The organism is Rhodococcus sp. 06-156-4, assembly GCF_002259345.1.
GTDB lineage: Bacteria > Actinomycetota > Actinomycetes > Mycobacteriales > Mycobacteriaceae > Rhodococcoides > Rhodococcoides fascians_E.
In genome coordinates, this window is the sequence record NZ_NPGB01000020.1 from 340,069 (window position 1) to 354,944 (window position 14,876).

Sequence of the window (14,876 nt, forward strand, 5' to 3'; positions counted from 1 at the left end):
TCCGCGTGAGAACAAGGTTGACACAAAATCATGAGGAAATCCTCACGTTTCGTATGACGTCCTACTGCTACCCGCCAGTAAGCAGCTGAACTGCAGTTTTCGTACCGATCGTCCAACTCGCCAGTAACAAACATCGGTGCAGGCAGCGCGCCGATGAGCACCGAGAAAACATGAGGAAATCCTCATGTCAATCGTTATCATTCCGTTATGTGAGCCTGACCACACCACGCGCTGCACCCGAAATTGTCGGAGCAGCCCTGTACCTTCCCCGCCACGAAACCAACAGGGGGGTTCATGTATTCACCAGTTACACATATCCATTCACGCGGCGCCGTCGACAACCGTGTCGCGCGGGAAGCACTCGGCGAACAGCAGGACGAGGTCGCTGCCCTCGTCGCCGCCATCGACACGACGTTGCCTCGGGACGCGTCGCCCTATTGGTTCCCGGGCTGGGAGGGTGAAATCGAGGCCGCCTTGCTCGACGCCGTGTTCGCAGCCCGGGCGAGCTACGGCGGAGAGACCAGCGGCGTACGTCGCGTCATCGCTCGGTGGCGTGCGCACCGAGGCGACGGCCCGCTCGACGATCTCTCGTTCCTTGCATCGTTCGTCGACGACACCGGCGATCTGGACGACGTGCTGGGCAACCGCCAGCGTGTTGCCGGAAACTCCACCACCAAAGCGGAGGCTGCCGCGAAGGCCGCCGCAACTCTGATCGGGATCGGTGTCACCGGTTCGAAGGACCTCGCCAATGCGGACGCCGACCGCCACCGATATTCGGCCCAGGCCGAGGCGTTCACGTCCGTCACCGGCATCGGTTTCAAGACCTGGCGGAGCCTGGTGTACCTCGTCGGCATTCGAGACTCCGAGGACTCGCTGCTCGTGCAGTTCGTGTCGAATGCCATCGGCGAACAGGTCGACGAATGCGGAATGCTCGAGTTGACGAGGCACGCCGCCGAGGAACTCGGCACGGATTCACAGACACTCCGACACGCCCTGTGGCGTGAGCTCCGCCGCGCTTCGTCGACGAAAAAGGCTGCCGTCTAACCCTTTTCGATCAACACGGCCACACCGTCGAGAATTCGCTCGACACCGAACCGGTACTCGTGGACGGGATCGCTCGCAGCCTCGTGATGCACCGCTGCGGCGGTCCCGACCCGCGACGACACCGTGTACCGGGATGGATCCATCACCGATTCCAGAACCGGAGCAGTCGCAGACCACCACTGCTCGTCCGTCATGCCGGAGTCCTCGCGCACTCGATCGACCTGAGCGAGCGCCCGTGCGCTACCCGCAACATGATTGAGCACCAACGTCAGCACCGAGTCCATCTGTACGTCCGTGAGACCGATCCCATCGAGGACCCGAAGTTCGGCCTCGTACTTGTCACTGACGTTGGGACCCAACACAGCCCGGCCACCCTGAGCATCAAGAACCCACCGATGCCGGCGGATCAGGTGCCAGTTCTGCTCGGCGACGAACCGCAACCCGGCGCGCCAGTCACCCGACGACGCCGGCGCGTCGAGAGCCGAGTACAGGCCCTTCTGTACGTGGTCGATCATCAAGTCCACCAAATCTTCTCGACCGGGAACATGGGTGTACAGCGACATCGTCCCGACACCGAGCCGATCCGCGATCCGCCGCATAGACACCGCGTCGAGGCTCTCGGAATCGGCTATCGAGACCGCTGCGTCGACGATCGAGTCGATCGTCAGACCTGTCCTGCTCTTCTTCGCGCCCACTCGCCACAACAATCCGAGCGTGCGCGCAGGATCGAAACCCGTCTCGTTCTTTCCGGCCACCCGTCGAACAGTACGCTGTACGCTCTGGTTTCCCGGACCTCGATCGCATGAGTGCGCCATCGGAGCGCCCAGACGGCATGAATGGAGCTTTCATGCGCTTGCGGATACTCCAACCACCGCGTTGTAGACTTGCCGAGCACTCGCGCGAGTGGCGGAATTGGCAGACGCGCTGGATTTAGGTTCCAGTGTCTCAGGACGTGGGGGTTCAAGTCCCCCCTCGCGCACCACCATCTCCGGTCGATCGGCAGATCCCTAACTACCTCGAGTAGTAGAGCCTCGGGTAACGTCGTGGTGTGGCAAAATCTCGCTCTCACCATCGACCGGCGCTCATTGCGCTGGTTCTCGTGTCAGCGGTCGCATGCCTGGCCCTCGGATGGTGGCAGTGGGAACGGTTCGAATCCGTCGGTGGCGACGGCCAGAATCTCGGCTACGCGTTCCAATGGCCCCTGTTCGCAGCGTTCGTGATCTACGCCTATCGCAGGTTCGTCCAGCTCGAAGGCGATGCCGAGGCCGCGGAGGACGAAGACCAGGTAGCTCCCACCGAGGACGTCGTTCGCGAGATACCCGCGGACCTGCTCCCTCAACGCCCCACCTACACCGAGGACGACATCGACGACGTCGAGGCTCGGCAACTTCTCGAATACAACACCTATCTCGCCGAGCTCGACCGCTCCCGCGAGTGAAGACAGGAGCACGACGACCGTGAGCCAAGCAGCACCGAAGCCCGTTACCGCCGACAAGAAGAAGATCGCGTCGGCTCTGCTGCGCTACCGCGTCCTGGCGTACATCACCGGTATCTGGCTGCTCGTGCTCACCGGCGAGATGGTCGCCAAGTACATCTTCAAGGTCGAGAACGTTCCCAGTTGGATTGCCGTGGTGCACGGCTGGGTGTACCTGATCTACCTGATCCTCACCGTCGATCTGGCCATCAGGGTCCGCTGGCCTGCCGGCCGTACCATCGGCACCCTGCTTGCCGGCACCATTCCGTTCCTGTCGTTCTACGTCGAGCACATCAGGACAAAGCAGGTCAAGACCGATTTCGCCCTCTGACGTTCAACACGTCACGCTCTGCGGATCGACGCCGGCAAGCGCATCGAGCACCACCTGCTGCGCCACCGGATCGTAGGAAATCCCTGTGTGGTCGACCGTGTCGGCTGGGCACAGATCCTGCAGAATCACGTTGCGAGCGCCTTCGCCCTGCAGCAACGACGCCGTATAGGGAACAACCTGGTCGTACCGAGTGACGACAACGGTGTACTCCACCCCGGGCACGGTGTCGCTGGGAACGTTGATCCGCGCGAGGGCGTCGTCGACCGGTGGGCCGAACGCCGGAATTCCCACCTGCCCCGAACCACCCGAGATGTCGTCGTTCCGCGGAGTCGACTCCCGATTCGGCGGGGACAGCGCGACAATCTTCGACGTGCGATCAGCCCCACCGAGGAAACGCACGTAATACCGCGGGACCGTTCCGCCTTTGGAGTGTCCGACGATCGCGACTTTCTGCGCACCGGTGGCGGCCAGGACCTCGTCCACGAACGCGGAGAGCTCCACGGCACTGTGCTCGATCGAGTCGAACCCGCCGACGGGAATGCCCTCTCGCGCACCGTAGTTCAGCGCGAACACGCAGTATCCGTCTGCCACGAGGCGCGGAGCGAGCGACGCCCAGTTCGCGAACGAGTTCTCGAGAAAACCGTGCACCAGAACCACCGGTTCCGGATGCGACGACGACGGGACGCACGAGAAGTCGTTGACCTCGGGCAGCGACGCCTCCGGATGAATCGCCGAGAACAGCAACGCCTCGGAGAACGAGTCGGACGGCGCCGCGGATGCAGCGCCACCCGACGAGGCCGCCCATAGCGCAGCAACCGACGTCAAGACAGTCACGACCGTGCGCTTCACGGCCATCAGTGTCCTACGAGCCGAGCTGCTGCAGTGCCGGAATCAACAAAGCCAGAGCCCGCCCGCGATGCGATGCCGCATCCTTCTCCTCCGGACTCAGTTCGGCTGCCGAGCGGCCGTCGCCCTCCGGCACGAACACGGGATCGTAACCGAAACCGTTCTCACCCAGCGGACTTCGTGCGATCACACCACGCCACTCACCCCGGACGACGGACTCGGAACCGCCAGGAACGACGAGAGCGCACGCCGACACGAAGCCCGCTCCCCTGCGTTCGTCGGGAACGTCGGCAAGCTGCGCGAGCAACAACTCGGTGTTGGCGTCGTCCTGACCGTGCACACCCGACCATCGCGCCGACAGAACACCCGGCATCCCGTTCAACGCATCGACTTCGATACCCGAATCGTCCGCGACACAAGGCAATCCCGTTGCCGCAGCACCGTCACGCGCTTTGGCGAGCGCATTCTCCTCGAAGGTTGCGCCCGTCTCGGGTGCCTCCGGAAACTCCGGTACCTCGTCCAGACCGACCAACTCGACTCCCGAGACGCCTGCCGCATCGAGTACCCGACGCAGCTCGCGCAGCTTCTTCGCGTTGCGGCTGGCGACCAGCAGTGTCGACTCAGCCACCGAACTTCTTCTTCGGCGCGTCGGTGACGGCGGGCTCCGGCAGCTCACCCGGGTACGGTTCGGCGAGCGCAGCCTTCTGTACCTCGAACAACTTCTCGATGCCGTCCAACGCCGAATCCAGCAGCTTGTCCAGCGTCGAACGAGGGAACGTTGCACCCTCGCCCGTCCCCTGAATCTCCACCAACGTGCCCGTATCGGTGGCGACGACGTTCATGTCGACCTCGGCGCGCGAATCCTCCTCGTACGGCAGATCGAGCCGAACCCGGCCGTCGACGACGCCGACGCTGACCGCTGCGATCGCACACGAAATGGGCTGCGGATCAGCCAGACGCCCCGCAGCACGCAAGTACGTGACCGCATCCGACAACGCGACGAACGCGCCCGTGATCGCCGCGGTTCTCGTGCCACCGTCCGCCTGAAGCACATCGCAATCCAGAGCGATGGTGTTCTCGCCGATCGCGGCAAGATCGATGCACGCGCGCAACGACCGACCGACCAGCCGAGAAATTTCCTGGGTCCGACCGCCGACCTTGCCCTTCACGGACTCACGGCCACTGCGAGTGTGCGTCGCAGCCGGAAGCATCGCGTACTCCGCCGTCAACCACCCGAGCCCGGAGCCCTTGCGCCAGCGCGGAACACCTTCCTCGACACTGGCCGTGCACATCACCCGCGTGTTACCGAACTCCACCAGCACCGAACCCGCGGGATTGCTCGTGAACCCCCGCGTGATCTTGATGGTCCGAAGCTCGTCGTCAGCTCTTCCGTCTTCTCGTCTCGACACACAGCCAGACTAGTTGGGTCATTCCGCAGGCTCCACTCCCGGCATAACTCATCAGCCTGGAAAGCGCGTCAGACGGTGAACACATCTCCCGGTGAGACGGCATGCACGGGCCCACTGAATTCGGCTTTCGCCTCGGCGATCACGTCTTCGCGGGATGTCCAGGGTGGGATGTGGGTCAACAGCAGTTCGCCGACGCCTGCGTCGCGAGCGAGTTGACCTGCCTCGGTTCCCGAAAGGTGAACTCCGACCGGGCGGTCCGGGCTGTGCGTCCACGACGCTTCCGACAGCAGCACATCCGCGCCCTGAGCGATGTCGCGCACTGCCTGACACATTCCGGTGTCTCCGGTGTAGGCGAAGATCTTGCCCGCGCCGGTGGTGATGCGCATTCCGTAGGACTCCGGAGGGTGGTAGACCAGCCGGGTCGTCACCGACAGTTGTCCGTGACGAATGGTGCGCCCGTCGGCCCAGCGGCGGAGGTCGAGAGTGTCGGACATGTCGTCGATCTGTCCCCCACATTCGGCGGAGGCGACACCCAGGCGGAACGCTGTGTCCTTGGGCCCGTAGACGACGGCGCGCCCCTCGGGCGGGTTGGGGTGGTAGCGCCTCCACACCAACAAACCAGGTACGTCGAGGCAATGGTCCGCGTGCAGGTGGGACAGAAACACGCTGACGTCGCCCGGGTCTGCGTACCGCTGCAGTGCGCCGAGTACGCCGGGGCCGAAGTCCAGGACGACGGGCGACGTGTCCGGTTCATCGAGGAGGTAACCCGACGCGGGGGAATCGGGTCCGGACACACTGCCCGAACATCCCAGCACGGTAATACGCATGATTGTCATGCTGCCACGTCGGCGCCCGTGGCAGAAACGCATCGGCGGTTTTCACTGACGAGACCGGAAAGGTCATCGGTCACAGTTACCGAACTTCACTGTCGGGAAGAGCCGACCGACCTCTGTTTGCGGGCGTTGCGGGCGTCCGCGGACAGAAGCCACGCGGCGACGACTCCGCCGACAGCCCCGAACAGATGACCCTGCCAGGACACACCGGGAGTGCTGGGCAGAACGCCCCACAGAGCGCTGCCGTACAGGACGAACACGACGACGCCGATGGCGAGCTGACCCAGGTTCCGGGTGAAGAACCCACGAACGAGCAGGTAGGCCAAGAAGCCGAATACCAGGCTGGACGCACCGATGTGATTGGAGTTGCTGCCCCCGATCAACCATGTCCCGACGCCGGCGATCACCCAGATCACGCCCGTCGCCGCCAGTCCCCTGCCGATTCCGGACAGCAGGACGAGGAAGCCGAGCACCGCGACCGGAACCGTGTTGGCGATCAGATGTGCCCAGTCGTCGTGCAGCACAGGCGCGAACAGAATCCCCCACAGACCGTCGCCGGTGCGCGGGTTGATCCCGGCGGTCTCCACACGACTGCCCGACAGAACGTCGACTACTTCCACCACCCACAGCAACAGTACGAATCCACCGGTGTACATGGCCGCCGACTGCCACAACGGGCGCTTCGGGGTCGGAGCCGGCAGGTACGGGTTCGTGCTCATCGCTGGCGCCTTTCGCGGGAGGTATGTCGCTTTTTCGAGCGTACCGCCGGTCAGGACTCGAATGCCGACGGAAAGATCTGACGGTAGGTCGGAATGCCCGCCACCGACGTGGCGTCGAGCAGCGCACGCACGATCGCCCGCTCGACGACCTCGGCCGCCACCGAGGACACCGCGTCGAGCACCGGCAGATCCCGGTTGAACGCCGTGGGCAGCGACGATTCGGTGACGACGGATCGTGTGCCCGTGGACAGCGCGAAGATCGTGTCGCCGTCGAGAGGCGAGTGGGCAGGGCGAATCGCCCTCGCCAAACCGTCGTGACCTGCGACGGCAATTCGCTTGCACGAGCCGGCGGACAGTTCGACGTCGGTCGCTACGACACCGATGGTGGTGTTCAACGCCGTCCCCTTCGGCGCAAGCGCATTCGCGTTCCACAGCTCGTGCACGTCGGGTTTGCGCATACGGAAGGCCTGCGGCCCCAGCGAGCCGACGCCCCACGGCAGACCGGTGCGCGGGTCGAACACGGATCCGACCGGGTTGGTGACGATCAACGCGGCGACCGTGACTCCGTCGGCAGGCCCTCCTTCGATGACGGTGCTGGCCGTCCCGACGCCGCCCTTGAGCACTCCGGCCCGCGCTCCGACGCCTGCGCCGACAGACCCCGTCTCGAAGTCGGTCGCCGCAGCTGCAGCCGCTCGGTACCCGAAATCGGCGGTGGGCCTGGTCGACCACTCACCGACCGGCAGATCGAAGATGACGGCGGCAGGAACGATGGGCACCACCTGATCGGGGGTGCCCATCGAGATACCGTGGCCGTGTTCTTCCAGCCATCGCATGACTCCGTCCGCTGCGGCGAGGCCGTAGGCACTGCCACCGGTCAGGAGCACCGAATTGACTTGTTGGACGGAGTGACTCGGGTCCAGGAGGTCCGTCTCCCTGGTCCCTGGCCCGCCGCCGCGGACGTCGACCGCCGCGACGGCACCACCGAGGGTTCGGACGACGGTGCAGCCGGTGGCCGCGCCCGTTCCGAGGGTGGCGTCGGGATCGAGTTCGTGATGATGACCGACGAGCAGTCCCGAAACATCGGTCAGAGAGTCACGAGGACCGGGGGAACCAGGCACGCCGAGCGCTCCTACGGGGTGAGGACCTGCACCAGGGAATCCTGCATCCAGGTCAACCAGTGGTAGACGTCGAGGTGTGGAGCTCGTGGATCGCCCTCGTCGAGAACCTCCGGGGTGTCCGCGTCGATACCCAGGGTGGTTCCGAGCGCCAACCTTACGTCGTTGAGGCCCATCAACCACGCATCCGCTTGCTCCGGCGTCAGAAGGATCTTTCCGCCCGACGCGGGGAGAGTGTCGAGAATGACGTTGCTCGAGCGCAGTTTCTCGTCGATGATCTCCGGCTCGTGCAGTCCACGCAGAGCACTGTTGAGATTGGTCGAACCGGACGGGTCGGCGTCGTCCCGATGAAAGTCCGGGAGCAGCCGAGCCAGCGCCGCATCCTCCGGCGGGGTGCTGTGTCCGGTCCGCAATCCGGTCAGGGCAGCAAGTTCGTCGGTCGGCGCAGCGGCCGCACGATCACCCAGCAGCCCGACGACCGATCCCACGAGCGACCGCAGAACCGTCGCCTCCCGCGGGTCCATCTCGGAGCGAATCTTGACACCGGAGAGTGTGTTCTTCCTGCTCCACGTACGCACTTGGTCAGAGGTCCTTGTCGTTGAAGCCGGTCACTTGTCCTGCTGCATGGTGGCCCACAACCCGGCTGCGTGCAGCCTGCGGACGTCGGCCTCCATCTTGTCGCGCTCGCCGCTGGACACCACTGCCTTGCCCTCGGAGTGCACCTGCATCATCAGCTCGGTTGCCTTGGCTTTGCTGTAACCGAAGAGCTTCTGGAAGATGAACGTCACGTAGTGCATCAGGTTCACCGGGTCATCCCACACGATGGTCACCCACGGAACGTCCTGAGCCTCGTCCGTCGACCGGGCTTCGGTTTCGGCGGGCACGGCCTGAGGTGAGGCTGCCAGCGTCGGCGCCTCGTCGACAATGCCCACGAATTCTTCAGCCGTCGATGAAGCCATGCCAACAGACTACGACGACGGGGGCAACCTGCACACCGTCGCCCCCGCGCCTCGTAATGTTGAGCGGGTGCCTACCGCATCGAATCACGGCCCGGACATAACGGACAGCATCCGCAGTGCCGCACTCTTCACCGACCAGTACGAGTTCACCATGCTGTCGGCTGCGCTGGCCGACGGCACCGCCGACATCCCGTGCAGCTTCGAGGTGTTCGCCCGGCGCCTTCCGGGCGGAAGGCGTTACGGCGTCGTCGCTGGTACGGCGCGTTTCCTCGGTGCACTCACCCGGTTCCGGTTCGGCGAGGAGGAGCTGGAGGTGCTCGGCACGTTCCTCGACGCTTCCACGCTGGAATGGCTGCGCAACTACCGATTCACCGGCGACGTCGACGGCTACCGCGAAGGCGACCTCTACTTTCCGGGTTCACCGATCCTGTCGGTGCGCGGCACCTTCGCCGAATGCGTGATCCTGGAAACCCTCGCACTGTCGATCCTGAACCACGACAGTGCCATCGCCTCCGCCGCCGCGCGCATGGTCGGTTCCGCGGGATCGCGACACATGATCGAAATGGGATCACGGCGCACCCACGAGGAAGCAGCGGTGGCGTCGTCGCGCGCCGCGTACATCGCAGGTTTCGCAGCGACGTCCAATCTCGAAGCGGTCCGACGTCACGGCATTCCCGGTGCGGGCACGTCCGCGCACGCGTTCACGTTGCTCTACAACAACGAGAACGGACCGGACGAGAAAGCAGCGTTCGCCGCACAGGTGCGGGCGCTGGGAGTCTCCACCACCCTGCTCGTCGACACCTACGACATCACCCAGGGCGTAGCCAACGCCATCGAGGTGGCCGGACCCGAGCTGGGCGGAGTGCGCATCGACTCCGGTGACCTCGGCGTGCTCGCCAGGCAGGTGCGCCAGCAACTCGACGACCTGGGCGCGAAGAACACCAAGATCGTCGTCTCCGGCGACCTCGACGAATACGCCATCGCCGCCCTGCGTGCGGAACCGGTGGACTCCTACGGCGTCGGCACCTCGCTGGTCACCGGATCCGGCGCGCCGACAGCAGGCATGGTCTACAAACTCGTGACCGTCGACGGACGGCCGGTCGCGAAACGCAGCAGCCACAAGGAGTCGCGTGGCGGCGCCAAGTCCGCTGTCCGGACCTCGCGAACCACGGGCACGGCCGTCGAGGAGATCGTGTTCCTGCAGGGCACCACCCCACCGATCGAGGACGGACTGGTCGCGACCGAGCTCAGCATTCCGCTGGTGCGCGCCGGCGAGCAGGTGGACGGGTTGGGCAGCCTGCACGACGCTCGGGCACTGCTCGCGCAACGACTCGTCAGCCTGCCGTGGGAAGGACTCAAGCTGTCGCAGGGCGAGCCCGCGCTGCCGACGCGTTTCCTCTGACTCGGATGGGCGCGGCACGCGGGGGCCGTCGGAGGCAGGCAGTAGTCTTCTTCGGTGCCGAAGACCGAACTCCCCACCGTGCCCGTCCTGCTGAAGGTCGCGGTACACGCTCTCGGGGGCAAGGAAAGAAGCAACCAGCTCACCATGGCGTCGGCTGTCGCGCATTCCATCGACACCGGTCAGCACCTTGCTGTTCAGGCCGGTACCGGCACCGGTAAGTCGCTCGCGTACCTGGTTCCGAGCATCAGGCACGCCGTCGAGTCGGGCCGCACGGTCGTGGTGTCCACCGCAACGATCGCACTGCAACGTCAGCTCGTGGATCGCGACCTACCGCGCCTCGCCGACGCACTGACCGGCGCTATCGGCCGGCGGCCGAAGTTCGCGATCCTCAAGGGCCGCAACAACTACCTGTGCATGAACAAGATCCACTCCGGTGCGTCCGAGGAGGCGCCGGAAGCCGAATTGTTCGACGCTTTCGCCGTGTCCCGGCTCGGCCGCGAGGTCGTGCGTCTGACCAAGTGGTCGTCGGACACCGAGACCGGCGACCGCGACGACGTCGTGCCCGGAGTCAGCGATCAGGCGTGGCGGCAGGTCAGCGTCACCGCCCGCGAATGCCTCGGCAAGTCGCGCTGTCCCGTCGGTGAGGACTGCTTTGCCGAGCGGGCTCGCGCCGAGGCTGCACAGGTGGACGTCGTGGTCACCAATCACGCACTCCTCGCAATCGACGCCATCACCGGTATTCAGATCCTCCCCGAGCACGATGTGGTGGTCATCGACGAGGCGCACGAGCTCGTGGACCGCGTCACCGGCGTTGCCACGTCGGAGTTGTCGGCGGCAACCGTCACCGCAGCTGCTCGGCGCTGCAGCAAGTTGATCGAAGAGGAGATCGTCGACGCACTCGACGGCGCGGCCGAGAACTGGGGTGCGGTGCTGGACGATCTACCTCCCGGCCGGTGGGCAGCGCTTCCCGACGACGTGGCCCCGGCGCTGGCGTCGATCAGGGATTCCGCGTGGGCGGTGCGCACCGCGATCGGTCCGCAGAAGCCCGGGATGGCGGCAACGGACCCGGAGGCAGCTGCCGCACGCAATGCGGCGCTCGTCGCGGTCGACGAGGTTCACGACAGTGCCGTGCGGGTTCTCGAGGCATTCGACGAGCCCGACCCCGCCAAGCGTAAGGATGTCGTCTGGCACGCCGTCGACGACTTCCGGGGGAACGTCAAACGCACGGTCCGGATGGCTCCGCTGTCGGTCGGCGGCCTGTTGCGTTCACGGTTGTTCGCGGAGTCGACGGTCGTCCTCACCTCGGCGACTCTGACGGTCGGCGGATCGTTCGACGGCCTGGCCGTGAACTGGGGTCTGCCTGCGGAGAACACGGGTCGAAGCGACACCGCCACCGCGTCCGGCATCGAGCCGCCGTCGGACACAGCGTCGTTCCACTGGAATTCGCTCGATGTCGGATCACCGTTCGACCACGCCAAATCAGGCATTCTCTACGTGGCCGAGCATCTCCCGGCGCCCGGCCGCGACGGGCTGTCTCCGCTGTACCTCGACGAGATCGAGAAGTTGGTCAGTGCGGCGGGAGGCCGGACACTCGGCCTGTTCTCCTCGATGCGTGCGGCGAAAGCCGCAGCCGAGGCGATGCGTGAACGGCTGGACACTCCGATTCTGTGTCAAGGCGACGACGCGACCGGAGCTCTGGTGGACAAGTTCGCGGCCGACGAGGCCACGTCACTGTTCGGCACTCTGTCTCTGTGGCAGGGCGTCGACGTGCCGGGCCCGTCGCTGAGCTTGGTGATTCTGGATCGCATCCCGTTTCCGCGGCCCGACGACCCACTTCTCGTCGCGAGGCAACAGGCCGTCCAATCGCGTGGGGGAAACGGATTCCTCGCGGTTGCGGCGAATCATGCGGCCCTTCTGCTGGCGCAGGGCGTCGGTCGGTTGCTCCGCAGCGTCGACGACCGCGGGGTCGTCGCCATGCTCGATTCTCGGCTGGCGACGGCCCGCTACGGCGGCTACCTGCGTGCCTCACTGCCTCCGTTCTGGGAGACGTCGGACCCGGAGGTCGTGCGCAAAGCTCTCACCCGTCTCGCAGGCAAGAGCTAGGACACCGGCATCTTGACCAGGCCGAGCTCGGCGTCACCCGCGAACAGATCGTGGTGCGGTAGCACTCGTACCGTGTAGCCGACGGCCCCGCTGACCGGTAGCGCGGTGTCGGTCACGAAAACCTCACCGAGCGAGTCGGTTCCGGCATGACTCATCGCGACGGTCCGGGTGTCGGTCAGGTTCTCGTTCTCGTCGACCCGACCGAGCACCGCCTGAACCGACACGTCACCGGCGGACAGGCCACCCAGCCGAACGTAGGCACGCAACGTGAGCTTGGCGCCGATGACGGGGGTATCCGGCAAGCCTTCACTGTCGACCTGCACGACTTCCACCGACTGCCACGACGATTCGACGCGGTTCCGGTAGGCCGCGACGTCTTTCGCCCCGGCGTACTCCTCGGCATCGACTGCACGCGCCGCCTCGGCCGCGGGTGCGTACAGACCGAGGGTGTAATCGCGGACCATGCGCGATGCCAGCACCTTCGGACCCAGATGTTCGAGCGTGTGCCGGACCATTTCGATCCACCGCGTCGGGACCCCGTCGGTGCGATCGTAGAACTTCGGCAGCACAGCTTGTTCCAGCAGTTCGTACAGTGCAGCAGCTTCCAGGTCGTCACGACGGCTCTCGTCGGCCATCCCGTCCGCCGTCGGGATCGCCCACCCGTTCTCGCCGTCGTACATCTCGTCCCACCATCCGTCTCGGATGGACAGATTCAGTCCACCGTTGAGAGCGGACTTCATGCCGGACGTCCCGCATGCTTCGAGGGGACGCAGTGGATTGTTCAGCCACACATCGCATCCCCAGTACAGGTAGCGTGCCATCGACATGTCGTAATCGGGCAGGAACACGATGCGATGCCGCACGTCGGCTTCGTCGGCGAACCGGACGATCTGCTGAATCAACGCCTTGCCACCGTCGTCGGCGGGATGGGACTTGCCGGCTACCACCAACTGAACGGGACGCTCGGGATCGAGAAGCAGACGCTTCAGACGCTCCGGTTCCCGAAGCATCAACGTCAAACGCTTGTAGGTCGGTACCCGTCGCGCGAAGCCGACAGTGAGCACGTCGGGATCGAACACCGTTGCAGTCCAACCCAGTTCGGCCTCCGTCGATCCACGCTCGAGAGCCGAGCGGCGCACCCGCCGTCGGACCTCGTCGACCAACCTGCCGCGCAGTTCGTTTCTCGTCGACCACAGCCTCGCCGACGGGACCGTGTGCAGTTGTTCCCAGCCGCGCGCCTCCTCCAACGCTTCTGCTCCGACGACCTCGTGTGCCAGATCGAGCCACTCGCGCGCCGCCCAGGTCGGGGCGTGCACACCGTTGGTGACCGAACCGATCGGCACTTCGGCGCTGTCGAATCCGCGCCACAGGTCGCTGAACATCTCGCGACTGACGATGCCGTGCAGTTTCGAGACGCCGTTGGCGCGTTGCCCGAGACGCAGCCCCATGTGGGCCATGTTGAACACGGACCTGTCGTTCTCCGCGCCCAACGCCAGAATGCGCTCCAGCGGAAGACCAGGGAGCAGCGAGGAGTCGGACGAGCCGTCCTGGGCACCGAAGTAGTGGCGGACCAGGTCGGCTGGAAAACGGTCGATGCCTGCAGGGACCGGGGTGTGGGTGGTGAACACCGTTCCCGAACGCACCGATGCCAACGCGGAATCGAAGTCCAGTCCCTTCGAGGTGACGAGTTCTCGAATGCGCTCGGCGCCGAGGAAGCCGGCGTGCCCCTCGTTCATGTGAAACACTTCCGGGTCCGGCAGGCCGTATTCGTGCGTGTACGCGCGGACGGCTCGAACCCCGCCGATTCCAGCAAGGATCTCCTGTTTGATGCGGTGGTCCTGGTCGCCGCCGTAGAGCCTGTCGGTCACGCCGCGAAGCTCAGGATCGTTGTCCGGGATGTCGGAGTCGAGCAGCAACAGCGGCACCCGTCCGACCTGCGCGATCCACACCCGTGCCCGCAACACCCGCGATCCGGGCATCGCGACGTGGATGAGGACGGGAACGCCCGACGCGTCGGCGAGAATGCGAAGCGGAAGCCCCTGCGGATCGAGCGAGGGATACCTCTCTGCCTGCCAACCGTCTGCGGTCAGAGACTGACGAAAGTAGCCGGAGCGGTAGAGCAGACCGACGCCGATCAACGGCAGACCCAGATCCGACGCCGCCTTGAGGTGGTCGCCGGCGAGGATGCCGAGACCGCCGGAGTAGTTGGGAAGGACCTCGCTGACGCCGAACTCCATCGAGAAATACGCAATTCCCAACGGCAGTGACCGTCCAGCCTCCGCGTTCTTCTGATACCAGAGCGGGCGGGCCAGGTATCCACGAAGATCGGCTGCCAGGTTGTCCAGCTTTCGAGTGAACTCGTCGCTCCCGGCCAGTTCCTCCAGCCGCGACGGCGCGACGGCACCGAGCAACGCGATCGGGTCTCGCTCCGTGCTCGCCCACAGTTGCGGATCGATTTCCTCGAACAGCTCCTGGGTGGGCGCGTGCCACGACCAGCGGAGGTTTGTCGAGAGTTCCTCGAGGGCATGCAAGCGCTCGGGCAGGTGGGCTCGGACAGTGAACCGACGCAAAGCTTTCACGAGCGAAACCCTACCCACCGTCGACCGCGTGGTGCACCGACTTGCCGATCTGTCTCCGACAC

At 65.3% G+C, this 14,876-nt stretch carries 15 protein-coding genes and 1 tRNA gene; 6 read left to right on the forward strand and 10 right to left on the reverse strand.

The genetic code is table 11. The features are described from left to right. Positions 1-294 precede the first annotated feature (294 nt). Positions 295-1,044, forward strand: coding sequence for a DUF8548 family protein (locus CH290_RS15640; protein ID WP_033190381.1), 750 nt, complete (start codon positions 295-297; stop codon positions 1,042-1,044). On the opposite strand, the gene CH290_RS15645 is transcribed toward CH290_RS15640, so the two are convergent. Next, a complete protein-coding gene (locus CH290_RS15645; RefSeq protein ID WP_033190380.1) occupies positions 1,041-1,799 on the reverse strand; it encodes a TetR/AcrR family transcriptional regulator in 759 nt (252 codons plus the stop codon). The genes CH290_RS15640 and CH290_RS15645 overlap by 4 nt on opposite strands. A gap of 142 nt (positions 1,800-1,941) precedes the next feature. On the opposite strand from CH290_RS15645, the gene CH290_RS15650 reads away from it, so the two are divergent. The 3 genes from CH290_RS15650 (at position 1,942) to CH290_RS15660 (ending at position 2,849) form a co-directional block, all read left to right on the forward strand. Then, positions 1,942-2,026, forward strand: a tRNA-Leu gene (locus tag CH290_RS15650). A gap of 66 nt (positions 2,027-2,092) precedes the next feature. Next, positions 2,093-2,482 (forward strand): hypothetical protein, encoded by a 390-nt coding sequence (locus CH290_RS15655; RefSeq protein WP_026347763.1) that lies wholly within the window; start codon positions 2,093-2,095, stop codon positions 2,480-2,482. A gap of 19 nt (positions 2,483-2,501) precedes the next feature. Further along, on the forward strand, positions 2,502-2,849 hold the full coding sequence (locus tag CH290_RS15660) for a DUF3817 domain-containing protein (protein ID WP_019664962.1): 348 nt from the start codon (positions 2,502-2,504) through the stop codon (positions 2,847-2,849). A 3-nt stretch (positions 2,850-2,852) separates the two neighbouring features. On the opposite strand, the gene CH290_RS15665 is transcribed toward CH290_RS15660, so the two are convergent. The 8 genes from CH290_RS15665 to clpS all read right to left on the reverse strand — a co-directional run bounded on the left by CH290_RS15665 (position 2,853) and on the right by clpS (position 8,730). After that, positions 2,853-3,704 (reverse strand): esterase/lipase family protein, encoded by an 852-nt coding sequence (locus tag CH290_RS15665; protein ID WP_033190379.1) that lies wholly within the window; start codon positions 3,702-3,704, stop codon positions 2,853-2,855. Positions 3,705-3,711: 7 nt separating this feature from the next. Beyond that, on the reverse strand, positions 3,712-4,323 hold the full coding sequence (gene rdgB / locus CH290_RS15670) for an RdgB/HAM1 family non-canonical purine NTP pyrophosphatase (RefSeq protein WP_019664964.1): 612 nt from the start codon (positions 4,321-4,323) through the stop codon (positions 3,712-3,714). Further along, complete coding sequence (rph, locus tag CH290_RS15675) at positions 4,316-5,104, reverse strand: ribonuclease PH (protein WP_019664965.1); 789 nt, start codon at positions 5,102-5,104, stop codon at positions 4,316-4,318. The genes rdgB and rph overlap by 8 nt, the downstream gene beginning before the upstream one ends. Positions 5,105-5,172: 68 nt before the next feature. Next, the gene (locus CH290_RS15680; RefSeq protein ID WP_027499095.1) at positions 5,173-5,931 is read right to left on the reverse strand and encodes a cyclic nucleotide-degrading phosphodiesterase; all 759 of its coding nucleotides are present in this window, start codon (positions 5,929-5,931) and stop codon (positions 5,173-5,175) included. Between the two features lie 95 nt (positions 5,932-6,026). Continuing rightward, positions 6,027-6,656, reverse strand: a complete 630-nt coding sequence (locus tag CH290_RS15685; RefSeq protein WP_033190378.1) for a rhomboid family intramembrane serine protease — start codon at positions 6,654-6,656, stop codon at positions 6,027-6,029. Positions 6,657-6,706: 50 nt separating this feature from the next. Next, positions 6,707-7,774 carry a P1 family peptidase gene (locus CH290_RS15690; protein ID WP_019664968.1) on the reverse strand — a complete coding sequence of 356 codons (1,068 nt, stop codon included), beginning with the start codon at positions 7,772-7,774 and terminating at the stop codon, positions 6,707-6,709. 11 nt (positions 7,775-7,785) lie between these two features. Beyond that, a complete protein-coding gene (gene aosR / locus CH290_RS15695) occupies positions 7,786-8,349 on the reverse strand; it encodes an oxidative stress transcriptional regulator AosR (RefSeq protein ID WP_033190377.1) in 564 nt (187 codons plus the stop codon). A gap of 30 nt (positions 8,350-8,379) precedes the next feature. After that, positions 8,380-8,730 carry an ATP-dependent Clp protease adapter ClpS gene (clpS, locus tag CH290_RS15700; protein ID WP_170947459.1) on the reverse strand — a complete coding sequence of 117 codons (351 nt, stop codon included), beginning with the start codon at positions 8,728-8,730 and terminating at the stop codon, positions 8,380-8,382. On the opposite strand from clpS, the gene CH290_RS15705 reads away from it, so the two are divergent. Both CH290_RS15705 and CH290_RS15710 read left to right on the forward strand, forming a co-directional pair. Continuing rightward, complete coding sequence (locus CH290_RS15705) at positions 8,696-10,132, forward strand: nicotinate phosphoribosyltransferase (protein WP_033190376.1); 1,437 nt, start codon at positions 8,696-8,698, stop codon at positions 10,130-10,132. The two genes, clpS and CH290_RS15705, sit on opposite strands and share 35 nt — an antisense overlap. A gap of 54 nt (positions 10,133-10,186) precedes the next feature. Further along, positions 10,187-12,235 (forward strand): ATP-dependent DNA helicase, encoded by a 2,049-nt coding sequence (locus CH290_RS15710; RefSeq protein ID WP_033190375.1) that lies wholly within the window; start codon positions 10,187-10,189, stop codon positions 12,233-12,235. Here the strand turns inward: CH290_RS15710 and glgP are convergent. Next, on the reverse strand, positions 12,232-14,814 hold the full coding sequence (gene glgP / locus CH290_RS15715) for an alpha-glucan family phosphorylase (RefSeq protein ID WP_033190374.1): 2,583 nt from the start codon (positions 14,812-14,814) through the stop codon (positions 12,232-12,234). The two genes, CH290_RS15710 and glgP, sit on opposite strands and share 4 nt — an antisense overlap. Positions 14,815-14,876: the final 62 nt, after the last annotated feature.